Annotated in this window: 23 protein-coding genes and 2 pseudogenes; 11 read left to right on the top strand and 14 right to left on the bottom strand. The window is 58.3% G+C overall.

Annotation, left to right across the window (positions count from 1 at the left end; translation table 11 throughout):
- Nucleotides 1-22: 22 nt before the first annotated feature.
- Nucleotides 23-700: a GntR family transcriptional regulator gene (locus ACX3P1_RS08540; RefSeq protein ID WP_459079239.1), complete on the bottom strand. Its 678-nt coding sequence runs from the start codon at nucleotides 698-700 to the stop codon at nucleotides 23-25.
- Between the two features lie 137 nt (nucleotides 701-837).
- Between ACX3P1_RS08540 and ACX3P1_RS08545 the strand changes: the two genes are divergently transcribed.
- The 3 genes and pseudogenes from ACX3P1_RS08545 to ACX3P1_RS08555 all read left to right on the top strand — a co-directional run.
- On the top strand, nucleotides 838-1476 hold the full coding sequence (locus tag ACX3P1_RS08545) for a flavin reductase family protein (protein WP_459079145.1): 639 nt from the start codon (nucleotides 838-840) through the stop codon (nucleotides 1474-1476).
- A gap of 11 nt (nucleotides 1477-1487) precedes the next feature.
- Entirely contained in the window at nucleotides 1488-2222 is a 735-nt protein-coding gene (locus ACX3P1_RS08550) for an aspartate/glutamate racemase family protein (RefSeq protein WP_459079240.1), read from the top strand.
- Nucleotides 2223-2456: 234 nt separating this feature from the next.
- Nucleotides 2457-2667 (top strand): annotated as a pseudogene (locus tag ACX3P1_RS08555) (recombinase family protein); the annotation flags it as partial.
- A gap of 53 nt (nucleotides 2668-2720) precedes the next feature.
- Here ACX3P1_RS08555 and ACX3P1_RS08560 read toward each other — a convergent pair.
- A protein-coding gene (locus ACX3P1_RS08560) for an IS630 family transposase (protein WP_459079241.1) occupies nucleotides 2721-3669 on the bottom strand; the annotation gives its coding sequence in 2 pieces (ribosomal slippage) (nucleotides 2721-3332 and nucleotides 3334-3669; 948 coding nt in all).
- A 374-nt stretch (nucleotides 3670-4043) separates the two neighbouring features.
- Between ACX3P1_RS08560 and ACX3P1_RS08565 the strand changes: the two genes are divergently transcribed.
- Together ACX3P1_RS08565 and ACX3P1_RS08570 are read left to right on the top strand one after the other, a co-directional pair.
- The gene (locus tag ACX3P1_RS08565) at nucleotides 4044-5189 is read left to right on the top strand and encodes a hypothetical protein (protein WP_459079146.1); all 1146 of its coding nucleotides are present in this window, start codon (nucleotides 4044-4046) and stop codon (nucleotides 5187-5189) included.
- Nucleotides 5114-5662, top strand: a complete 549-nt coding sequence (locus ACX3P1_RS08570) for a hypothetical protein (protein ID WP_459079147.1) — start codon at nucleotides 5114-5116, stop codon at nucleotides 5660-5662. The genes ACX3P1_RS08565 and ACX3P1_RS08570 overlap by 76 nt, the downstream gene beginning before the upstream one ends.
- On the opposite strand, the gene ACX3P1_RS08575 is transcribed toward ACX3P1_RS08570, so the two are convergent.
- From ACX3P1_RS08575 to ACX3P1_RS08600, 6 genes are all read right to left on the bottom strand, one after another.
- On the bottom strand, nucleotides 5637-7559 hold the full coding sequence (locus tag ACX3P1_RS08575; protein ID WP_459079148.1) for an AAA family ATPase: 1923 nt from the start codon (nucleotides 7557-7559) through the stop codon (nucleotides 5637-5639). The two genes, ACX3P1_RS08570 and ACX3P1_RS08575, sit on opposite strands and share 26 nt — an antisense overlap.
- Before the next feature lie 82 nt (nucleotides 7560-7641).
- The gene (locus tag ACX3P1_RS08580; protein WP_459079149.1) at nucleotides 7642-8016 is read right to left on the bottom strand and encodes a hypothetical protein; all 375 of its coding nucleotides are present in this window, start codon (nucleotides 8014-8016) and stop codon (nucleotides 7642-7644) included.
- A gap of 1 nt (nucleotide 8017) precedes the next feature.
- Nucleotides 8018-8785, bottom strand: a complete 768-nt coding sequence (locus tag ACX3P1_RS08585) for a metallophosphoesterase (protein ID WP_459079150.1) — start codon at nucleotides 8783-8785, stop codon at nucleotides 8018-8020.
- Entirely contained in the window at nucleotides 8782-9435 is a 654-nt protein-coding gene (locus ACX3P1_RS08590) for a metallophosphoesterase (protein WP_459079151.1), read from the bottom strand. The genes ACX3P1_RS08585 and ACX3P1_RS08590 overlap by 4 nt, the downstream gene beginning before the upstream one ends.
- 184 nt (nucleotides 9436-9619) lie before the next feature.
- On the bottom strand, nucleotides 9620-10147 hold the full coding sequence (locus ACX3P1_RS08595; protein ID WP_459079152.1) for a hypothetical protein: 528 nt from the start codon (nucleotides 10145-10147) through the stop codon (nucleotides 9620-9622).
- Nucleotides 10144-11742, bottom strand: a complete 1599-nt coding sequence (locus tag ACX3P1_RS08600) for a RepB family plasmid replication initiator protein (RefSeq protein ID WP_459079153.1) — start codon at nucleotides 11740-11742, stop codon at nucleotides 10144-10146. Before ACX3P1_RS08600 ends, ACX3P1_RS08595 begins: the two co-directional genes overlap by 4 nt.
- 670 nt (nucleotides 11743-12412) lie before the next feature.
- Between ACX3P1_RS08600 and ACX3P1_RS08605 the strand changes: the two genes are divergently transcribed.
- From ACX3P1_RS08605 to ACX3P1_RS08615, 3 genes are all read left to right on the top strand, one after another.
- Nucleotides 12413-12706 (top strand): hypothetical protein, encoded by a 294-nt coding sequence (locus ACX3P1_RS08605; protein WP_459079154.1) that lies wholly within the window; start codon nucleotides 12413-12415, stop codon nucleotides 12704-12706.
- Nucleotides 12703-13035 (top strand): hypothetical protein, encoded by a 333-nt coding sequence (locus tag ACX3P1_RS08610; RefSeq protein ID WP_459079155.1) that lies wholly within the window; start codon nucleotides 12703-12705, stop codon nucleotides 13033-13035. The genes ACX3P1_RS08605 and ACX3P1_RS08610 overlap by 4 nt, the downstream gene beginning before the upstream one ends.
- Before the next feature lie 204 nt (nucleotides 13036-13239).
- On the top strand, nucleotides 13240-14112 hold the full coding sequence (locus ACX3P1_RS08615; RefSeq protein ID WP_459079156.1) for a hypothetical protein: 873 nt from the start codon (nucleotides 13240-13242) through the stop codon (nucleotides 14110-14112).
- 26 nt (nucleotides 14113-14138) lie between these two features.
- Here the strand turns inward: ACX3P1_RS08615 and ACX3P1_RS08620 are convergent, their stop codons facing one another.
- Together ACX3P1_RS08620 and ACX3P1_RS08625 are read right to left on the bottom strand one after the other, a co-directional pair.
- Nucleotides 14139-14639 (bottom strand): hypothetical protein, encoded by a 501-nt coding sequence (locus ACX3P1_RS08620; RefSeq protein WP_459079157.1) that lies wholly within the window; start codon nucleotides 14637-14639, stop codon nucleotides 14139-14141.
- An 88-nt stretch (nucleotides 14640-14727) separates the two neighbouring features.
- Entirely contained in the window at nucleotides 14728-15684 is a 957-nt protein-coding gene (locus tag ACX3P1_RS08625) for a hypothetical protein (RefSeq protein ID WP_459079158.1), read from the bottom strand.
- A 99-nt stretch (nucleotides 15685-15783) separates the two neighbouring features.
- Here ACX3P1_RS08625 and ACX3P1_RS08630 point away from each other — a divergent pair, with 99 nt between their 5' ends.
- Together ACX3P1_RS08630 and ACX3P1_RS08635 are read left to right on the top strand one after the other, a co-directional pair.
- On the top strand, nucleotides 15784-15981 hold the full coding sequence (locus ACX3P1_RS08630; RefSeq protein ID WP_459079159.1) for a hypothetical protein: 198 nt from the start codon (nucleotides 15784-15786) through the stop codon (nucleotides 15979-15981).
- Nucleotides 15982-16262: 281 nt separating this feature from the next.
- The gene (locus tag ACX3P1_RS08635) at nucleotides 16263-16703 is read left to right on the top strand and encodes a hypothetical protein (RefSeq protein ID WP_459079160.1); all 441 of its coding nucleotides are present in this window, start codon (nucleotides 16263-16265) and stop codon (nucleotides 16701-16703) included.
- Between the two features lie 758 nt (nucleotides 16704-17461).
- Here ACX3P1_RS08635 and ACX3P1_RS08640 read toward each other — a convergent pair.
- Nucleotides 17462-18817, bottom strand: a pseudogene (locus tag ACX3P1_RS08640) (ISKra4 family transposase).
- 268 nt (nucleotides 18818-19085) lie between these two features.
- Here ACX3P1_RS08640 and ACX3P1_RS08645 point away from each other — a divergent pair.
- Nucleotides 19086-19793, top strand: coding sequence for a tyrosine-type recombinase/integrase (locus ACX3P1_RS08645; protein ID WP_459079161.1), 708 nt, complete (start codon nucleotides 19086-19088; stop codon nucleotides 19791-19793).
- Between the two features lie 300 nt (nucleotides 19794-20093).
- On the opposite strand, the gene ACX3P1_RS08650 is transcribed toward ACX3P1_RS08645, so the two are convergent.
- From ACX3P1_RS08650 to ACX3P1_RS08660, 3 genes are read right to left on the bottom strand one after another with little or no spacing between them, the layout of a single operon-like run.
- On the bottom strand, nucleotides 20094-20924 hold the full coding sequence (locus ACX3P1_RS08650; protein ID WP_459079162.1) for an ABC transporter permease: 831 nt from the start codon (nucleotides 20922-20924) through the stop codon (nucleotides 20094-20096).
- Nucleotides 20921-21754 carry an ABC transporter permease gene (locus ACX3P1_RS08655; RefSeq protein ID WP_459079163.1) on the bottom strand — a complete coding sequence of 278 codons (834 nt, stop codon included), beginning with the start codon at nucleotides 21752-21754 and terminating at the stop codon, nucleotides 20921-20923. Before ACX3P1_RS08655 ends, ACX3P1_RS08650 begins: the two co-directional genes overlap by 4 nt.
- Before the next feature lie 4 nt (nucleotides 21755-21758).
- The gene (locus ACX3P1_RS08660; RefSeq protein ID WP_459079164.1) at nucleotides 21759-22778 is read right to left on the bottom strand and encodes an ABC transporter substrate-binding protein; all 1020 of its coding nucleotides are present in this window, start codon (nucleotides 22776-22778) and stop codon (nucleotides 21759-21761) included.
- Nucleotides 22779-22798: the final 20 nt, after the last annotated feature.

Below are 22798 nucleotides of genomic sequence, written 5' to 3' on the forward strand. Positions count from 1 at the left end.
AAGGAAGTTCATCCAGCCTGGCTTATCCCAGCGCCGCCCGCAAATCCTGAGACAGGTTGCGTATCTCACTCAAGTCGAGTTCGGATTCCACATGCTCCAGATGATGCCCCATCAGCCGGATAGCCTTTTCAGCATCGCCCTTGGCAATGGCCTCGACGATATCGGCGTGTTCGTCGGGCCCGCAGTTGAAACGGTTGTTGTTGCGGTACACGGCGGTGATCAGGGAGGTCCGGGAAATGAGATCGCGCATCGTTCCAAAGAGAAAATCCGAACCGACGATCTCGGAGAGCAGCAGATGAAAGCCGCCCGACAGCTTGATGATATCGGTCGTCGCGTTTTCCTGGTTGGCCACCCGCTCCCTGGCGACATGATTGTGCAGTCGTTTGAGGTCCGCCTTGGATATCGAGGTACAAAGCCGCTCGACGACGCGACGCTCGACGGCACGACGAATAAAGAACACGTCCCTCGCTTCATCGACCGAAGGTTCGCAGACGAAGGCGCCGCGATTCGGGATGATGGTAACCAGCCCATCGCGTTCGAGCGCGGTCAATGCCTGCCGGATACGGGCCCGGCTGACATCGAAGATCGAAGCCAGTTGCCCTTCCTTGAGCTGGACGCCCGGCCGAAGCCGCCGCTCTGCAATGGAAAGCCAAACGCGCTCAACAATTTGCTGCGTTGATGGCTCTGTACGTTCGGTCATATTCCGTCTCCCCTGGCGGCAGACAATCGGTATAGAGCGAAAAATGTCAACTAGAGCCCCATTGCTTTTGATTACATAATTGTAGACAATCAATGGAATTATTGTACATCAAACGAAATCGGCTTGGGAGTCACACGATGGAGTTCGATTTCACGGAACTTGCGCCGGATGGCCGGTACCGCCTGCTGACGAACTTCATCGGACCGCGGCCCATCGCGCTGGTGACGACCCGTTCCGCCGCCGGGCACAGCAACGCGGCACCGATGAGCTTCTTCAACGTGTTTTCCCATGAACCGCCGATTGTAATCCTGGGTATCCAGCCGCGGCTGAACGGCGAGGAGAAGGACACCACCATCAATATCCGGCGCACGGGTGAGTTCGTGGTCAACATGGTGGATATGGCGCTGTCGCAACAAATGCTGGTTTGCGGGCTGGGTTTCGACAGCGAGATCGACGAATTGGAGATGGCCGGCCTTGAGGGCATCGCCTGCAGCAAGATCGACGCCAAATATATCGCTACGTCCCCGTGTTCGATGGAATGCCGCGTCGAGAGGCTGATCGACTATCCACGTCGCGTCCTGGTGCTGGGCGAAGTCCTCCACATGCATGTGCGCCGTGACTGCCTCGATGCGGAGGGACGCTATGTCAACGCCGACACCTACCAACCGATCGCGCGTCTCCACGCCGACAATTATATCACCTCGGACCGTCAGTTCGTCCTGAAGCCTCCGGCAATCTCCGCGTTCAAAAAATCCACCGCCGTCAAGCCGTCATGAAGGACCCGATCGTGCACATTCTTCTCATCAACCCCAATTCCACGGCCTCCATGACAGAGCAGGCGCTTCAGAGCGCGTTGCGCGTCGTGCAGGCGACCACACGGGTCACGGCGGTGAATCCGTTGGGAACGCCCGTGAGCATCGAAGGTGGCGCCGACGAGGCGATGGCCGTTCCGGGCATGCTGGCCGAAATTCGCAAGGGCGAGATGCAGGGCGTCAACGCCTGTGTCATAGCCTGTTTCGACGATCCGGGTTTGCATGCCGCCAGAGAAATTGCCCGTGGGCCGGTGATCGGCATTTGCCAGGCCGCCGTGCAGGTTGCCATGACCATCAGCCGGCGATTTTCGGTGATTACCACATTACCGCGTTCCATTCCGATCATCGAGGACCTCGTCAGCACTTATGGCGCGGGTCGCCATTGCCGCAATGTCCGCGCTATCGATCTTCCGGTGCTGGGGGTGGATCAGAACCCCGAGGAGGCCGAACGCCTGCTCATGCTTGAGATCGGCAGGGCAAAGCTGGAGGACCGCGCCGAAGCGATTGTGCTGGGATGTGCCGGAATGTCGTTGCTGTGCGACCGATTGAGCGCATCGACGGGCGTTCCGGTTATCGATGGCGTGACCGCCGCGGTGAAATTTGCCGAGGCGTTGGTGGGAGCCGGCTATCGGACGTCGAAGATCAACGGCTACGACTTCCCCCGGGTCAAGTCGCCCGCTTCAAGGGACACGCTATCGCTAGGCCGTTAAGCCAGCGCGGGAACGCGCAGGTACGGCTGAAAAGCGCCTTGTAGCGGTCAGTGCGCGGTCAGCGCGGCGGAAACCGTCGCATAGGCTTTGGCAAACGTGCCTTGAACTCTGAGCACATATCGAGTGCCGGGATGAATCAACACGCACGTCACGGCGCAAGCGCCATGTAACTTCCGGGTCGACAGCGCCTATTTGTGACAGGGTAGTCTCGGGCTTAAAACCTGAGGTGAAAACATGGCCCGCATCGGTTGCGCCCGGGTCAGTACGCTTGATCAGGGCCTCGATACTCAGCCAGATTGAAGGGCGAAGGCTGCACGATTATCCATTCGGAGAAAATACCGGGGAGCAGCCGTGAGGGTTGCACTGAACTCGCAACCGTCATCGAATTCTGCGCCTTGGTGACGAACTGGTTATCACCCGCCTCGATCGGCTGGGGCGCGATACCGTGACGGGCTCAATGTGCCGCTGAATGTTGAGAAAGAGAAGTGTTAGAGCGTTTCACGCTTTGACGGAATTGTACCCGGCGTTAGCGAAGTAGTTTGCGCATTGGCCGGGTTCGATGGTTGAGACGAGATAGCCGACATGGCGCCAAGTGTCCTTGATGGTTCGTTTTTGGGCCTGGCGCATCCAGTGCTTGACCTTGGCGAAGGCCTGCTCGATCGGATTGAGGTCAGGCGAGTAGGGTGGCAAATACCAGCACCTAGCTCCGGCTGCCTGGATCATCTGTCTGACGGCAGCGGACTTGTGGGAACCGAGATTATCCATGACGACGATGTCGCCGGGTTCCAGCACTGGTACGAGTTGTTGCTCGACATAAGCTCGAAAGCACTCGCCATTGATCGGTCCGTCGAAGACACAAGGGGCGACGAGCCGATTGCAGCGCAGCGCGCCGAGGAAGGTCAACGTGCGCCAATGGCCATGTGGCGCGAAGCCACGCAGGCGCTGGCCTTTCGGCCCCCAGCCTCGCAGCGGGGCCATGTTGGTCTTGATCCACGTTTCATCGATAAAGACCAGTCGGCTTGGATCGAGACCTGACTGCCAGGATCGCCAGCGCTGACGCCGGCGGGCAATGTCGGCACGGGTCTGTTCAAGGGCGAACAGTGTTTTTTTTGAACCTCAGGCCCTCGCGCCGCAGGAACAGCCACACCCCATTGTGCGAAACCTTTACCCCGCGGCCGGCCAATTCATCCTTCAGGCCGTGCAGCGTAAGCTGCGGTGTCTGGTTGATCCGCTCCATGATGAAGGCCCGATGCGGGTCCAGGACAGGTTTGCGGTGCCCACCCATCTTGCCAGGCGTCACCGAGCCCGTCGCCCGATGTAACTGCGTCCACTTCACAGCCGACGAGACCGCAACCTCGAACCGGACAGCCACAGATCGACAGCTCTCGCCCGCCAAAACAGCCGCCACAACACGTTCTCGAAGATCAATGGAAAGAGGTCGGGTCATCAGATGCTGGCCTCCACTCCAGCCAGCATCTTGAATCACAAAAATATCAAAACGTGAATCCCAAAGATTCACTCAATCAGTGAAACGCTCTAGCGAAATGAATGGGTTGGCATGGTGCCAGGGGCGGAATCGAACCACCGACACGCGGATTTTCAGTCCTAATGTCGTTATAAATAGGCGAGTCAAATATGTTTACCGTTCTAGGTATACCGAAGCGGCGTGCATAAAACATTAGCAAAATCAGATGCTTGTAAACAAAGTTCCATTTAATTTAGTAAACCCTTAATTATTAAGCCTAGACCCCACCAGGGCTTGTCAACAGATTTTGAAAAGGTATGAAAAAGGTACGAGCGAAATCCGGGATCGGAGACGGCATGGCCGGAGAGAACAACCTTTTCATCGAAGCGATGCACGTCGAGCGCGCCCAGCGGCAGGCTGCGAAGAACCTGAAGGGCGAAGGCGACCCCGTCGACTACATCCTGACGGACAAGGGGCACAAGCGCCTCTCCCTGAAGCTGCAGGGCGGCACTGTCCGTTGGCTAGCCCGCACCAAGGAACACACCCGTGTCATCGGATACGCCTGGCCGACTTCCCATGAGTGGAGGCTGACCGCACCGAAAGAGGCGAGAGAAATGTGCGGCTACGTTCAGGGGCTGCTCAACGACGATCCTAAAAAGGTCGAGCCATATCTGGCCGGACGGCATGCGGGGAAAGGTCATCAGGAAGCTCTCGATGCCATCAAGCCCGACGTCGACACATGGACCTTCGGCGAGTGCATCGAAGAAGTCATCAAAGGGCGGACGACCACGGGCGCGAAGAACCCTTTGAAGCCCAACGGAGTGAAGGACCTGCGCGGTGCCTTCGCTCGACCGGAGTGCGACGAGCTGAAAACGACCCCCGCTTGCTATGTAACCAAAGGACAGATCGAAGATATCCGCGACAAGGTCGCCACGGCCTACGGTGTATCCGTCGGCAAGAAGATCGTCACTTACACGCGTAGCGTCTTGGATTGGTGTCTACGGTTCCAATCGCTGAAGTCGGGCCTGTCCGACCGCGACGTCTGGTGGAAGCTTCTTTATGACCCGTACGACATTGAACCTCGAGAACGGAAGCCTGAGATCAAGGACATCGTCCGCAGCCTCCTACTGGCAGAGGACTATCTAACGAAGCCGCTTCCAGGTCGTATCGTCGACAAGCCGGGTGTCGGCGCAGGCGTGTTGGCCGGATTATGGTGGCTGATCCTGACCTGCCAGCGTGGCGGCGCAGGCATGGGGCTGCGTTCCTATAACCTTGTCGAGGACACGGAGCGGCCGGGTTGGTGGATCGCCACCTGGGATCAGGAAGACATGAAGGGTGGCCGCGCGCAGATGCTTCCGATTCCGGCGCGAGCCGCAGGGCATCTGCAACGGCTGCGAAAGATGAACAAGCATAAGGGTTCGGACGAATGGGCGTTTCCTTCCGAAGCGAACCCGACAAGCATGCCACAGCAAGCGGTGTCTACCGTATCCTGTATAGGTTAGCCGGCCGCGATGCTCTCGAGGTCAAAAAGAAGGATGACTGGCAGCCGAAGCTTCGCGCCGACGGCATGCCGCGGTCACGCCGTGAACGTGGAGAACGGCGGAATCTTCTGGAAGAACTCATGATTGCGTGGTGGTCGATGCACGACGTCCGACGGACGCTCACCGACTTCCTCGACGAGAAGGAAATGCCCGCTGCGGCATCCGCGATCCTGGCTCACGAACTCGACACCGCGAAGGCACCGAAGGCGACGGCATCCGAGCGCGAACGGGAGGACTTCCTGAAAATGCACACGGCGCGGATCACGCGCATGGCATACGGATCGAAGGCGCAGTTTCTGGGGTTGAAGAGCGAAGCCCTACAGTTGTGGACGGATGTCGTACTTGACGAATACGACCGTCAGAAAGCGGAATTGGCGGCCGCCGTGTCGATGACGGCGGCCGCGCTTCCTACCCCGCTTGCGGGACAAGCTTGAGCCGAGGTTGCTCGTCGAGGATGTCCGTCACCTCATCGCCCGATAGCTTGCCCCTGACGACCAGCGCATGCGCCAGCCGTTCGACGTCACTCCGACGCTCCCGCACGATTTCCTTGGCTTGCTCGTAGCAGTCGGCCAACACCTTCTCGACACGCATTCGGACAACGTGGTCAATCTGCACGAGTCGCATGAGGTCATCCGACCCCACCGCCGACAAAAATGCGAGACTGCTGCCAAGCCCTACGGACGCTTCCATCGCCGCGGCGGCAACCGTCGCGTTGTAAAGATCACTTCCCTGGACACCGCCGCCACCATCGAACCGATGGCCGAATACGATTTCTTCGGCGGCCAAGCCTCCGAGGCTACGGATGATGCGTGCGCGGTAATCGTCGGCCGATGCCGTGTACATTCCGTCATCTTCCCATAGCACGCCGCCTGCCTGTTGCTGCTCTCGAGTATCCGCAACGGCATGCACAACAGATGCCCTGATAACCTTCCAACGACCGCCCCAGGCAAGTCCGACGACCGCATGCCCAGCCTCGTGCACGGATGTCCGCCATAAGGTTTCTGCAGGCATCGGGACGAGGGTGGGCAGTTCTTCGGCGAGGTCGCCCAACCGCATGTCGCGACGAGCACGTCGAGCCGTTCGCCGAGCCTGTCGAACAAGTTGCTCGAGTGCGGCCCCGGAGAAACCTTCCGTCCGCTCGACGACATGCGTCAGGTCCTCTCCGTCGAGAGCACCTTGCAGATGCCACCGAAGGATTCCCATCCGTCCGTCGGCATCGGGCAACGGAATAATGACGTGCCGATCCAGTCGCCCCGGGCGAAGGACTGCAGCGTCGATCCTGTCGGGATTGTTGCAAGCTCCGACCACGACCACCCCTTCCCGTGTGTCGATTCCGTCGAGGCACTCAAGAAATGCGTTGACGACTTGTACGCCATACGAGGCGTTGTCTCCCGTAAAGCTTTCCCGATCTCCGATGCCATCGAGTTCGTCGACGAAAAGAATGCTGGGCGCCGATTCTTTCGCCGCTTCGAAAGCTTTGCGCATTGATCCGAGCATGTCGCCGAGGTGACCTGTTCCCGAAGCCTGCCATTTCGCAAGCGAACCGACGATAAGAGTGACCCCGCAGGTTCGTGCGAGCGCTCCCGCAAACGTGGTCTTCCCCGTCCCGGGCAGTCCAGAAAGCAAGATGCCGCGCTCGACGTCGGCCCATTGAATCTTTCCTGCCCGCCAGTCAGCAAGATCGATTGCGAGTTCCTTGCCCCACGCGCCGGCTTCGCCGAGTCCATGGAGGTCGTCCAAGGTCGGTCCCGAGTCCTTTGGCTTGTCGATGACGGTTGCCGCGTCGCGCAGCACCCGCATTGCGGTCGACATCGGCCGACCCTTGCGGAACGCTCCCGCAAGGGTGTCGAGCGGAGCAGCCGCGGCGACCTCGGCATCCGCCGCTTTCATGTCCACGTTGAAAAGGATGCGGACGGCACCCGAGACGTCGCGCGCGGAAATCGGAGGCGCGTCGACCACGGCATCGGCAAGCAATAGGAATCGCTCGGGAAGGTGGTCTCGGCTTTCGGCGAGGACGACGACGCGGTCGTATTCGCGCAGCGCATCCCAGGTATCCGATTCCATTTTCGTACGGCGGCGCGGGTCAGCGTCGACGGCAACGACGGTAGCGTCGCGGTCCAGGCGAAAGCGGGTGCCCTCGACGATGACGTTCGCGACTTTCTTATAGAGATCGACTTGGTCTTTGGGAATCACGATGCCCAAGACGACGGGCTGACGAGCCATGAGTGCGGGGACCCCGCGGCAGGCTCTTACGATGCCGAAGTATGCAAGCATCTGCGGCAACGATTTAATGCCGTCAGGGAGACCCTTCCGTTTGCGTTTCTGTTCCATGGTGATTTCTTTCCAGGCACCGCCATCCAGCGGGATGCGGGACCACGGGGCGAAATCAAAAGTGTGTAAACGGCGGCCGCCATCATCGGGGTATCTCCCGCCTGATCCGCTTGAAGTCCGCCGTCAGACTCCCCGCGAAAACACTCGCCGCGGCGATGGCATCCTGGAGCGTCAGCGTATCGATGCCCGACGGCTCGACCATCTCTTCATACTCGAGCGCCCTGATTGCGAGGTACGCTTTCCGACTCTCGTCCGACATCAGGCTGTATCCGGCGCTTTTCGGATGAAGCCGCTGCAACATGGAAATTGCGTCCGAGAGTTCCCGTCCGCCGCATTGGATGGCATGACGAACGGCCATTTCCGTCACGTATCCGTCATTGGTCAAAATGACGGCGGCTTTCCCGAAATGCACAACGGCACGCTCGACGACTGCTTCAACGTCTTCCCAGGTCACCATGTCAGACCGCAACCACGAGGTAGGGATTAAACTGTGGGTTCTCGTTGCCGTACCCCCGCGGGTTACAAATGATGCGGGTGCTGCCGACGGTGTAATCGTGGCCGTCATGGACATGTCCGTGAACCCACAAGTCAGGCTTCCCGCTTTCGATAAGACCCGACAAACCGGACACGAACGAAGGATTCAGAGCCGATCCGGCGTATCTCTCATGCACGGATTTCGGATGCGGCCCATGATGTGTTACGACGACCGTTTGACCGTCAAACGCGAGTTCATGCTCAAGAAACCGACGGCTACGCTCATGGATTTCGAGCGCGCGTTTCGCGTTGAAAGCCTCGTACGCCGGGAGCATTCGCCACGAAATCACCTTCGAGTCGTTGAGCAAGCCCTCGAAATTCGCCACGGCCCACGCGATGGCCTTGTCGTCACGGCCGTGAAGGGCGAAGTCCGTCCATAACGTGCAGCCTAGGAAGCGAACGCCGTTGATTTCTACGACGTCGTTCTCAAGGAAGTGGACACGGGGGCAAGCCTCGGCCGCCGTCCGCCCCCATTCGATACCTTCGAAAATGGAGTCGCGATAGAACTCGTGATTCCCGGCTACGAAGATGACTGGCATGGCATGCGCGACGTGGTCGTTGAGCCAATGGATTGCATTCGCGCAGCCTTGCGTGATGTCGCCCGCTGCGATGCAGACATCAGCGTTCGGGATAGCCGGCACGAAATGTTCGTCGTATTCGAGGTGCAGGTCAGAGAGAATCCACAACTTCATGGCTTCGCCCTCCGTGCCACCTTCCGTTGCTGATACAATTCCGCGCCGCGGCCTTCGGTGTACTGCCCGGCCTTGTTCATCAGCCGTGAACAGACTTCTTCGATCCGCTCCTCGGCATGCTCGATCGTGTAGTCAGCCTGACGCACGAATTCTTCGGCCGAGATAGGCCTGAAATCTTGCGCATCGACGCCGACGTCGACGGAACCGGGCATGCCCGAAACCTTGCCGTGGCTGTGGCCGAAAGCGAGGTAGCTGCCCCTGTGCTGGGCATTCCACACATAGCCAGCGTAGTGGCTCAACATGATGCGCTGGCCGTCGTGGGTGATCTCGGCAGCGAGCGCGACTTCTGCCCATGGCAGCCGCTTCAAGGACGGAAGCAGGTTGCCCTTCTTGTCCGTGTCATGGTTGCCGATGATCAGTTTCTTGGTGCCGTGCAGCGCATGGAAAATCTGCGATACGCGCCGGTCGTCCATACGCATCGCGAAGTCGCCGAGATGCCATACGGTATCCTTCGGGTGGACGATGGCATTCCAGTTGTCGATGAGCGCCTCATCCATCTCGTCCGTCGTCGAGTACGGTCGATTGCATGCTTCTTCGCGAAGCATGAGGGCATGGCCGAAATGGGTATCTGCCGTGAGATAGGTAGACATCGAAAGGACTCCTTGAAACGATAGCGTATGTCGGCGCGCCGCAAGGCACGCGGTGGCTTTGTCAGCCTGCTATTCGTGTCGAGGTCCTCATCATGATGTCGTCTCCAATCTGATGCCCGTTGTAGCATCAGAGATCTAATAATTCGCGATCGATGGTTCCGATACCGGGCTCGGCACTACGACGTCAAGCGCAGTCCGCTTCGAACTCATCCTCATCGCGGTCCTGCCAGTGGCGTGCGGCTTCCCGCAGAACGAGATCAGGCTTCTCCTCTTCGTAGGACTCGACGGCATCGGGGAGCGGCACGCCTGCAGCAGCAAGGACTGTCTGACACGCAGTACGAATCATTTCGGGGTGGCCGTTGAGCAATGCAATGAACGGCGACTTCCACCATCCTGCGAGTTTGGGGTTGGCCGCGAAGGCGCGCAGGACCTCGACAAGCAAGCCTTCGAAATGGGCGTCGGCGCGAGCCACGTGCGGCCATTGTTCGGCGAGTTTTCCAATGATGTGCTTTTCCATGAAATCAACCATGTGAGCGGCGGGAATGTTCGGCCAGGCCACGACGTCGTTGATGTGTCGGAAGAATCTCTGGGCCTCTGCGATGACCTCGGGAGCCAGCAGGAAGCGTAGCACCGGGGAAACCGCCGACGGCAGTGACGGAACTACCTTGGGGGTTGCCGCAAGGACTCGGTTGCGTTCGAATTTAGCCATCATCTGTACTCCTCATGGTCATCCAAATAGCGGCCGACTAATTTCTGGATGGTGTCGATGTCGGCTTCGGAAACCGGATATCGGCCAAGCTGCCATGTGTCCGGACGGCCCATCGACATGAACTGAAAGGTCAGCAGGACTCGCCGTTCTCCCGTGAAATTCATCTTCTGGATGGGGCCCCCGACCAAGGTTTCGACGTCGAGAGCGGTCAAAGCCTCGTCGACATGGAAGACGATCTCCTTTGCCGTATCGAAAGTGACGACGTCGGACTCGGGTTCACCTTCGTCCTCCTCCTGTGTGATGAACGCCGGGGCCGCTTTGGCTGCGCGCTTGCGTTTCCCCATGCCGATGCGCTCGAGGCGCGCTTCGTCGGCTTCCCGCTCAATGGTGCCGTAACCCGGCTCCAATTGTTTCGTCGACAGGTCAGGGACATCGGCCTCTTCCGTGATGAAACCCCATGCGGCATAGTCGGCTCCCCTGCTGTTGATTGCTTCAAGCAGTTTGCGACCGCGGAACTGACGAAGATTGAATTCATCCGACAGGGCAACTTCGGACAAGGCTTCGTTCAACGCGATCTGCCACAGGTCGGCCATCTGTCGATTGGTCATTGCGAGGCGGCGGCCGTACGGCTTAGCAGCGCGCCGCCATACGCGGGACTCGACGCGGTACTGGATGACGTCCTTGTGGCTGACGCGGGCGACGTCTTCCGATGGCTTGAAAAACATAGGAACCGTGTGCCGCGACGGCGGGGCCAGATGCAGGATGAAGTCGATTTCGGTAATCGGATTTCCGCGGGCCTTCGAAACGCGGGGGCTGCACTCGAGACGGAAGGCGCGGACGTCGGCGAAGTCGGCCTCCACTTTTTTTAAGAACCGCGCGCGGAGTTTCCCGACATGAACTCGGCCTTTGGCTTCCTTTGGGAACCCGATCCAGTCTGAGACCTCGTCGGGTGTGCCGGTCAGCGTGAGGGTATTGTCGTCGCCTGGAACCCAAGGCTGCTCCTTGGCGGCGAGCGCGAACCGCTTATAGAGACGGCTGGAGAATTTCGACCGCATCTTCGGAAGCGCCGCGAGTTCGATGTACGCATAGGACGGCATATTCCTCATCAGGATTCGAAGAGACTCGGGCAGACGGTAACGGATCACGTCCTCGCCGGGAGCGACCTCGATCCAGCCTTCGAGTAACTGGACGTCTTCGAAGCGTCGTTCCGATGACTGTCCGTAGGATACCGTCGTCCTTTTGAGCCGTGCCAGCGATGCTCGGATGTCCGAACGCTCCACGCGGCTGCCAAGGAAGCGTATCGCCTCGGCCATATCCATAGAATGAGTCTCGGCCGACATGAGGTTGTCGCCCGAGTAGGCGCGGTCGATTAGGAAATCATGCAGGTGCTGGTCGTCTGCCGTCAGCTCGTCGCGGCCGGTGACGATGACCCCTTCGAGCATCTCGGAGGGCCTAGGCGACTCCGGCGCAATCTTCTGCAGGCTGGTTTTCGTAGCCAGGGCTTTCGACAGGCTGCCCCGAGCCTGAGGCTGAAACAGCCCTTCGACGGTCTTCTGGCTGACCTTGTAGCCTGACGGAATTTTGGGTTGATGCAGCATGTTTTCGTTCCTCCCTGTGATCAAGGATTGGAGCGGGCGATGCCTGGGTCAAGGTCTTAGTCTCATATTTTTACGGATTTCCGAAATATGAGACTAAATGATTTCGTCCCATGCCTTGCGGAAAGTAGGATTAAGAAACTAAAACGCATATGTTATAAGGTTTCGTCTCATATTTTCGAAGCATGGGACTAAGACAATTCTCTGCGTCTTCGTCTCATTTGAAAGATTGGATGGGACTAAGTTGCGGAAAGTGGGACGAGAACAATTCGTATGTTGACATGACTTGCGGAAATTGGGACGAAATCAATGTTGACGAGCGTCAGTCCTGCCTAGGTTTCCGAGCATCTTTTGGACAGCATCATTTTCCTGATTCTAGCAGAAGGTTTCGGAGGGTGTCATTCTTGTCCTCCGGACCATTGAATCCGCAGGTCTGGATTCGAGGCTCCGGCGAGGGTGGAATCGGCACCCCCGAAGGGGAAGAAAGATCCCGTGGTTGGCCCTTCGGGCTGGCATTAGGGCTGTGCCTTTGACGAAGGTAGAGCTTAACCTTGCACCGTACAAATCGGAATCCGTAATGCCGTAGGCCAATGACGGCTCCCCGGGTGTGGATACGGCAACAGGCAGCTGAAGACCTCTTCAGCGAAGCCTGACCTCAGACAAATTTATTTTCATGTTTGACCGTCAAACACTTTGTCGCTTGCATGAATCCTTTCGAACATCGTTTCACGACGCTGATGTCGATGGAGACCGAGACGATGAACGACACCCGCGTGAAGACGGGGACTGGCCCGACGAGCCAGCACAGGTCGCGTGGCAGCGTGCTGCCGCTCTCAGCATACTTGCCAACCTAGGCGACCGAGGCGGCATCAAGCATGAGCTATGGAATGTCGATAGCGATGTCCGTGCGGAAATCATTGAGACGCTGACGGAGATCATAGGGCTTGCATACGAGCAGGCGGCATGACCGCCGCCCCCGTATCCATCGAACCCGAGGTTACCATCAAGGCTTGGGCCTTCGTCATGCACTGCGGCGGCGACATCCACCTCACCGGTCTCCGTGATAATAGGAAGGCCCGCGTATCGTCGGCAGTCGAATCCTTCGACAGGGAGACGATGACGGCGACGACGATAAGCGGCCGGAAATATCACCTCGAGGGCATGCCGTTCGACCGCCTCGGCATCATGCTTGCAAGGCTTCATTGGGGATCCGAGGAAGCCGAAGGATGCAAAATCGTTTCCCCGGAGGACGTCGAACTCGCCTTGTCGCCCGCGCCGTCACCGTTCCGGCATTGACCCATTTTCAAAAACGCATATCAGTCTTTTGTAGCTAATACCCGTTAGCTACATCAAGATTTCTTTATGTCTCGGGAGGCGGGTTGCAAAAAAAATGCTGCACAGCCAATAGGCTGCAGGCTTTCGCCATGTATTGATACCACTTACAACTCGATGCCGTTAAAACCCAAAGGAAACTGATTTAACGGGCATGTGCAAATTTGCATGGCTCCGAAAACGCCGGAATGTGGCGAAATAGAGGTTTGCGCGCTTGGCCTGAAAGCTGAATGTGAGCATGTGGCTTTTGGGGGCGGCATGATCGCAGCAGTTATTTCTTCCGTTTTTTTGGCATCGGCATCTCCGGTGGTCGCGAAATTGCTCGACGAGTATTTTGAGCAGAACGGTATTTGTCGAGGAACCTACGGCGAAGGATCGGACATCGCGTGCAAGAAGCGCGATGAACTGGTTACCCAACCTGGTGAAAATAATTACTGCTACGGCAAGAAGTCAGACCAGGCGATGGCGGACATGAGTTGGCATGAATGCACCGGGGATTCCATTCAGCCGACACAGAAGGACACATATGAATTTGGCAGATCGTTCGGGACAACCACGGTCGATTTCGACGGTATCACCGCGGATATGTCGACCCGTCTGGATTTGTATTCAGCGGGCGGCGACAAATTTTCTTGGAGCGATTCCACGAGAGTAGGAATAGGACTATCCTTCACATGCCGTCGTTCGAAGCCGTCGAAGATATTCGTGAATGTGGTCCGCCTCGATCCTATTGATGAATGGAAAACCAGATCGTCCATGCATCAGGATATCCAGTTTACATCGAATGAAAGGGCCGTCGACGCGGCCTTGTTCACCTCTGTCAAATCATCGGGTTTCGGATTTGTGTTTTCGGTTAAATCCAAGGAGATCACCCGGGTCATCGAGGATATGTACGATAATAAGAAGATCGTGTTCGACCTGACCGCGGCGCCCGAATTCGGGATGGCTAAGTTCATTATCGATCCAAATCTATCGACCAAGGTCAAGGAGAAAGTGGGTCGGATTTTCCAGATGTGTGAGACGATGTCGTTGTTCGACTGATCGCTGAGGACTGGCGTTGGACGTCATCAGGTGTTGGCGGGTTTTTTCTTCGGCGATTTGCCTGCCAGTTTCATTGCGACCTCACTGTCCGACCGCCGCATCTCCTCCTCTTTTAGGACGACACCCTCCAAGAGATCCCGCGGATCGTAGCGGTTATAGTCCCGGAGGGGCAGGCTGTATTTCGCCCGTAGGTCGATTGCCAGGTCGAGGGCTGACAACCCCAGCTTTCCATACTGGAACGTGCGCTCTTGAAACCAGTCATCGTAGTCGGGCGGGAAGGCCACCATGTCTCCGGCGAACTGTATCGTCTGCTTGGCACTCTCGATTTCGTTCGGCAGCGTGAGGATTCGGTACATCATATCTGAACCGACGCTTCTCCAATCGACATCGGCGGGGAAGATCAGCGTAGGTTCTTCCGCGTCAGGGCGTATTTCACCTTCAGCGTCAGGAACTCCCGTGTCGGCGGCGGCTACGTCGCAGCATCCCATCACGAACGGGTCGAGCATGCATACGACGCGGATGGCCAAATAGGTTGCGTGACGATCCCGCTCTTCCTTTTTGAAGCGTTCCGACCACGGATAAGCCGATGGTGAGCAGGTCAGCCATTCCGACCTCCTATCGGATCAGGGCTGCGAGGATTACGGCCGCCGCCAGAATCCACAATGCGTATTTCAATCCCTTGAGGTGCTTGTCGATGGGTTCCGAGCGTGGCTCAGAGGTCGGGACGGACTGAGGTGAGAAGCCCGACGGTGTGCTGGCATCAATGTCACCGCAGGTTTCCGATGGAGTCACGATAGCCGGCGAAGACGGAATATTGAACCGGATCGAGTTCAGCACGGCCGGGACATGATGGTCGTAGATGATGACATATTCCCGAGGATGCCATGGCTCCGACAGGGATTCGTCCACCTCGTCTCGGAACATCAATCCTTCCGCGTGCAACGTCAGCGTTGGTTTGGTCGGCTGTGCGGCTATATCGCGGGCAAGCGCCTTCAACTTCTCCGGCAACATATAAAACTGGGCGTAGAGCACGTCCTCGTCAGGCATGTCGTCGTCTCTGCTGTTTTCACGCAGGGACTTGCTCCAAACCCACAGAAAGCCGGGATGTTCTTCGGCCGAACTCAAGATCGTGACTTTGAGTTTGGTGAAAGTTTTCTCGTAGGTCTCGTCGAAATCGCTGCTTCCCCAATTCGGATCGTTGTCGACGGCAAACGAAGTGATTTTGATGTCGCCTATGCCGCCTTCAAGGCGGGCCCAGCATTCGAGATTGATGCCGTCGGGTTGCGCTTCCGCTCCAATGTTGGCCATCTGTGCGGCATCGAATAATTTCTGCTCGTCCTTCGAGAGCGCTTCCCATCCTTTCTCGGACAGCTTCTGCGCAGCCTTGTCGAATTCGGGGTCGTCAATCCTCCGATGGGTGTTGTGCGACGCAAGCCACCGTACGAAACGGTAGTCGTCCGTCGTCATGGTGAAGTAATTCCAGTGCCGGAAGTAGTGCAGGTATCGTCCTGAATCCATCGGCTCCCCGCGCCTGATGGCATTCGGGTGCACCCACCGTCTCTCTTCGTCCATGACATCCCCTCCGTGCCCGGCGTGCAGCGTAGCCGCCGCCGTTTGTTCCTTGCAAGCCCCCGCCTAAATCCTTGTCGCAGCACATGCGAGGAGGAGGCGGTGAAGATAACGAAGAATCATAAGAAGTTTCTAGCCAACCTTACAGGCCGGACCAACAGACACGGGATCGCCGTCGATAACTGCGACTGGAACGGCAACGTTCTAATCTACGAAGTCGACTACGTCGGCGGCTACGAACTGACGTCGGAGGGTGATCACCTTTCGCTCAGCTTCCGCAAGTGGGAGGAGCCAGCATGAAACGCCACCGTCTCCTTTCACACTGGGGCCTCGTCTCCCTCAATGGCCACGGGCCCTAGCTGGCCGGATACGAAGTCGGCCAAGGCACGCGTACGTCGACGCCTCTACTCGAACTCGACGCCGAACTCGGCACCGCTCTCACCTCCTCCGGGCGGCCGTATCGTCTCGTCGGCGCACCCGATCCTGACTTAGGCCTGGTCACGGCCATTTTCGTCTGGGGTGAGTACTTCGGCCTCGCCAAGTCCGTCGTCGGCAGCCTGACCGTCGACGAGGCCGCCGCCATGATCACCGCAAACGGCAATACAGCGTACAATCGCACGCTTGAGGAAGAGAACGCCCTCCGCAGGAAATACGGCGTCCCGGAAGTTGCCGACGAAAGCGAAATTCCACAGGTTTCGGACATCCTTTTCGATCTTATCATTCCCGATTCCGATCCCGGGGAAATCGAATCCTATGAATCCTTTGGCCGTGGGAACGTGTTCCGCGATCTCGGAGTCGACAATCTCGAAGAACGGTTGGCGAAGGCCGACGTCGCAAGCGCGATCGCGGTCCTCATCGATGACCTACACCTGTCGACGGAGCTTGTCGTCGAACTGACGAGGTTGACTTCGACGCAGGTGTTCTGGATCGTCGGCAGGGGTGACGCGGAAGGGGTGTCTCTGGAGCGGTTGGAGGAGATCCAGGCCGTGCTTGAGGCGTACGGGACGGGGAGGAAACCGTGATGCTCGGTCTGCTTTCAGAACTCAGAGCAGTAGCTGTGCTGTCGGTTCTCGATAGCTTGCGGCAGCGCTACCCCCTGTTGAGGCCGCGGCGGAAATTGCGGATATCGACGTCGAGCGGACGCGGACGCTTGTCGACCAGAGAGATTATAGGGTTTTCGGGATCGATGAACTGGCGACATCCTCGATGCGACAGACGAGTCGGTGCCGAGGTGTGGGCGGAGGCCGTGATGCCGTGGGTCGTTGATCATATCGCCGGAGGTGCTGCTGCATGCCGTCATCTGGGGAGATTAAAGGAAGCCGCTAGGATCACGTGTCCAGCATGTCCAGTCGTCGCCGAGAACCTGGCGCAATGCCGGCAATTTGCCGTTTATCAACTCATTCGATCGTCCGCCTTTTGCCTGCACGCCGGCATATCGAAGATCGTCTAAGAGGGTGAAAGCAGTTTACGGTACCCGCGATCTCCGACAAGTCTCTGATAAGGCAACATTATCGGTCTTTTTACAGCCGCGACAGGCGCGGCGGTTTTAGGCCAATCTTTTTAGTGAAAGCGTCCCCTAAGGTCGTTCGCATTTGTGATCATCGGACTGTAGAATGGGGGACTATGATCCCGCGACCTCCAGAATTTGACGGCAAATTCTCGGAGTTTTTCGAACTCGTCGCCGAACCGATTTTCCTCCGGCCGACCGGGTTTCGGTGTTCGATGAACTGCTCCGGCGACACCTGTCGCAACAAGGAGAGCATGAGGATTTGTGTGGCAGCTACGCCGCCGCCTGGTTTTCAGGGAAATGGTGATTGTCGTTTGCCATTCCCGGATACCACTTTTCGAACGTCGACCGCAGCGACCCATCAAGGGTCTGCGTTCTCGTGTGCAACAGGAGATGCGCGCCTGTCCGGCTCCATTGCATTTGCTGCTTCTTGGCGAAGCGCTTGCTGATGACGTCGTTGACGGTGGCCTCGACGAAGGCCGAGGATATCCGCTCTCCGGAGCGGTAACGCTCGCCGTAATTGATCAAGCTGGTGTTGTTGGAGGCGATGTAGAACTGGAATTCGCCGATCGCTGTCAGGAATTTGCGCATGTTCGGATAATCGGACTCAACGCACTCGGCATCATAATATAAGTCGCCGATCTCCTTGCGGGCCCGGTAGCTGTTGCCATGCCAGAGATACCATTTGATACGCGAGAGCATGCCGAGCATATCGTTGCCGGCTTCTTCGTCATAATGGCGAAGGGCCAGGGCGAACTGGCGAAGTACGGTGATCCGCATGGTATATGGAACCAGTCCAGCACGTGCTCACTGGCCGGCGCGATCATTTCGGCGAGTGACCGCACTTCCTCGCCTCCGTAGGTGACGAAGGTGATGTCCTGGTTGGCCTGCACGCCCTGTTCTTGAGATGGTCGAGAATGCGGCGTTGGGGCCTGCGATCATTATGACCATGGACGAAGCCGATATAGCGCGGCTCGCCATTTTCGAGGCAGGGAGCGGCCGCCGATCAGCTCGAAATTCTCCGGTCGTCACGATCCCGGTATATCCGCCCATCCAGCCCGATGACGATGCAGCCATCGGGGATGGGAAGGTTTGCCCAGTCGCGCGGACAGGAATCCTGCATGCAGGAAACCCGCTCTTCTGTCAGCTCCCGCTCGATGCGGCCGGCCGCGCGCAACGCATGCTGCCGCACGGTGGTGGCGTTGACCCCGCTGTTGATCGGCAGCACATCCGCCAGCAATTCAGCCGCGGCGGCATAAGGCACGAGCGAGGCCCAGCGCGTTTCAAGGTAAAGACGTTCGGGTGCAATGAGATCGAGGAGGAGTTGCCGCAAAGGCGAGATCGTCGCCGGGCCGTTGTTTCCATCCCTGATCGAGAGGCCGTATCGCGGGCTCTTAAGCCGGACCTCGCCGAACGGGGTATGGAGAAGGTAACAGGGTAATATCCTTTGTGCCGCCACCAGCGGCCATCCGTCTCGCGGTTTTCCTTCAGCCACGATTCCACCTGCGTTTCGACCAACTTCTGCTGAAGCCTGGCGAGCAAGGTCTTGCCCTCGGAGAGCGACAGACCGAGATCCTCGGCACCTTTGGTGATCTTCTTCAAATCCGCGACCACCTCGCGAGCAATCAGCCCACTGTCTTCGCAGTGAGTTCCATGACGATCCGAACCTAGGATGCCGCACCTCTTTAACCGGCTTTCCAGAACGGGAGGAGTGGAAAACCGGTCGCGCCGAGACCGCACATTTCCATCCTCCGCTTTACCGGAAGCCATGCTATTCCTCGTCAGTTAGCAATCCGGAAATCATCTGGTAAATTGTGATGACCTCAATCGATCGTGCCGCAAGCGCCATCGCCACTATCTTGATCCGGGAGGGGATAACTACCTGCAGAGCAAGGCGGTGATCAAACGCGCCCGCGCACAAGCCGGCCTGTCTGCACCGCGGGAAAAGCGAACGTCGATCAACCGGCTGACGATCGAGGAGGAACTGGTGTTCATCGACCATGCCTATGGGGCGAGCGGTGCGACCACCGGCCTACTGCTTCAGTCCTTGCTGGAAACCGGATTGCGCGTCTCCGAGTTCACCCACCTGCGCGTCGAGGATGTCAGCCTGACCGATCGCGTCATCGTCGTGGTGCGCGGCAAGGGGGCGAAGCGGCGCGAAGTGCCGATCCGCCGGGAGCTGGCACAGATGCTCAGGCTTCATATCGGCACCCGGCGCGCTGGCCCACTGTTCCAAAGCCGGGAGCGGGGCAAAGGACCGCTGCCCTACACCTACAGCCGCCAGCGCATCGGCCAGATCGTTCGTCAGGTTGACGGAAAGGCCGGGATCACCAAGCGGGTCTATCAGCATCTGCTGCGTCACACCATGGCGACAAAGCTGTTGTGGCTCGGCATGGACATCACCGACGTGCAGCGCTTCCTCGGCCACGAAAATATCACGACGACTCGGCACTATGCGGAAACGACCGCGGCGACCCTGCGCCCCAAATTCGATCAGCTCACCGCTCCGGCCGCGCGCTCATTACTCGCCGGCATCCAGCACGACTGTGGTGACGTTGCCGCCCTTGTGGCCGCTGACCTTCTCTCAAAGGGGGCGCAGCGCTGAAAAGCAGATCACATCTGCTGATATATGAGATTGAGATGTTCGTCCTGCCGCAGGCGCTCGTTGACTTTCCGCCGTTCGAACGGCTGTCCCAAGAAGTCGGAACGCGCCTTGATCCTAAAAAGCAGTTCCTGCACCCAAGCCGCCAACCCGCTACCTGACGGCTCGGCACCCGCCCTGCCAGCTCGCCGCGCAACCGTAGGCCGCGCGGCGCAATCTGGCCAGGTTCATGTCCCGTCGCATTCATCCGGTCGCCGGCATGTGTCGCGCCGACTATTCCTGGCGCGGACGCCCGGCGGCAACTCAGCCGATCAGGCGATCCTGCGGCAGCTTCGCCTTGGAAATCAGATAGACGACAGCGCCGAGAATCAGGCAGCTTGCCAGTATCATGATGGTCGCGACGGCGGTGATCGTCGGGTTCACTTCCAATAGGAGTTCGTTGAACATCCGCTTCGGTATGGTGTCATAGCCACCCGAGATGAAAAGCGTGATGATCACTTCATCGAAGCTGGTTACAAACGCGAACAGCCACGCAACCAGGAGGGACGGCGCCACCGCCGGCACGATCACCCGCCATGCCAGATAGGGCCATGATGCGCCAAGGCTCATCGCGGCCTGTTCGATGCGGTGATCGAACATGCGAAAGGCCGTCATCATCACCAGCAATACATAGGGAACCCCCAGGATCGCGTGGGCGATCACAAGTCCGGGAAATGTGCCCAGCAGCCCGATCTTGGCGTAGAACAGGTAAAGGGCCACCCCGATCACGACGCTGGGTGTAATCAGCGGGGCGATGAAATTGGCTTCGAGCAATTTCACAGCCCTGAACCGGCCGCGCGCGACCGCATAGGACACCAGGCCGCCAACAAAGACGGCGACGAGGCTTGACACCAAGCCGATCAGCAAGGAATTTTCGAGCGCCTTGCGCCAGCGCGGATCGCCGAACAGAACCTCATACCAGCGCAGCGACCACGAAGTCGGCGGGAAGGCGAGGGACCGTTCATCGGAAAACGACATGATGACGACGATCAGGACCGGCGCCATCAGGAAGAACAGCGTCAGGCAGCCGAAGAGCGTCAGGCCGATCCGGCGGCCCGCTCCTGGCCGCGACCCTTTGTGCCGTTGCGTGCTCATGCGTAGTCGCCCCTTGAGCTGAGCCATTTATAGCCGAAATAGAATACCATGATCACCACGAACAATATGCTGGCGATGGCGGACGCCTCCTCCCAGTTTGGCAGCTGGTTTATCAGGATATCCAATACGTTCGCGATCATGGACACCCGGCCGCCGCCCAGAATGGCGGGGGTGACGAAAAAGCCCAGCGTCAGCATGAAGACCAGGATCGTTCCTGCGGCCAGGGATTGGAACGTCAGCGGAAAGAATACCCTGGTGAATGTCGTGGAAGACGAGGCCCCGAGCGATTCGGCCGCGCTCATCAAGCGACGGTCGATCCGCGTCATCGTTGCAAACAGGGGCAGAACGAGAAAGGGAAACAATATGTTGGTCGTTCCGATCAGGACGCCGAACTGATTATAGAGAAACGGGACCGAACTGTCCGATATACCAAGGGAAATCAGTGTCCGGTTGACGATGCCCGCATTGCCCAACAGCACGATCCACGCATAGGTCCGCACCAGAATGCTGATCCAGAACGGAACCACGACCAATGTGAGCACGAGCAATTGCCAGCGCCCCGACAGGGTGTACATCCAATAGGCGAACGGGTAGCCGACGACGGCGCAGATGAGGCTTGCCAGAACCGCGATCTTGAGCGTGTTCATCAGCACCAGCAAATAGGCCGGATTGCTCGCCAACTGCTCATAATGCATCAGCGTCGGCGTCGGATTAGTGAAGCTCAACCCGAACATGGTCAGCAATGGCACGTTGAAGGCAAGCATCATTGCCACCCAGAGGGGGATGGCAATGATGGCAGCGACCGATACTGGCTGCTGTCGCTTGGTCATGTGGTCACAGGCCCAGCTTGAACTGCTGCCAGCGCCGCTCGACGATATCCGCGTTTTCCATGAACCAGGCATCGTCAAACGTGATCTGGAGATCCTTGTTGACGGCCGAGGTGGGGAACTTGCCGAGAGCGTCCTGCGGCAGCAGCGGATCGAGATTGATGCTGGAACCGGTATAGGGGATCATCCCTGCCGCCAGCGCCTGATTTTCCGCCACCGTCATTTCGTGCAGCAGTTTCATCGCCGCTTCCTTGTCCTGCGGCGTCGTGCCCCGCGGCACCACGAAATATGACAGGCCCAGCAAACCCTGATTGAAAGTATAGGAAATACCGGGCAGGTCGGTCACGCGGCCCGAATAGGAAGCGGCGTAGTCGACCTCGTTGTCTTTCAGCAATTGTGGCGGCTGGGACGATGAGCTCCACCAGACCGTGATGTCGGACTTGATCTTTTCCAAGCTGCGGAACGCCCGGTCGAGGTCGAGGGGAAACAGCTCCGACGGCTCGACGCCATCGGCAAGCAGCGCGATCGGCAGGGTGAAGGTCGGCCGGTCGGGCAGCGAGCGCTTGCCTGGGAACTTCTCCACGTCCCAGAAGTCTTTCCAGCTGCTCATCGGCGCGGCGGTGTCCTGCCACGAAAGTACGACCGAATAATACTGGAAGCCCATCCCGAAGGGCAGTTTCGCTTCGTCGAATATCGGATCCGGGTCGATCATGTCCCAGTCCAGAGGTTCGAGCAGGTCGAGCGCCTTCGCCTGTTCAAGCACCGAGCCGGACAATTCGAACAGGCTTGCGGAAACGCTGTTTGCTTCCACCATCGCCCGCAGCTTGCCAAGGCTGGTTCCGCTCTCGCGCGTCACCTGGATGCCGGTCTTCTCCGTAAAGGGCTTGATATAGGCCGCCTCGATCGATTCGCCCGACGCGCCGCCGGCTTCGACGATGTTGATCGTATCGGCGTGCGCGCCGAACATGCCAAGTGACAAGGTCGCAGCCATTGTCGCCGCGATACCCAGATTTCTATACTGTGTCATTTTACTTCTCCCTTTTGTAT

It is taken from the genome of Mesorhizobium sp. A623, from assembly GCF_054489405.1.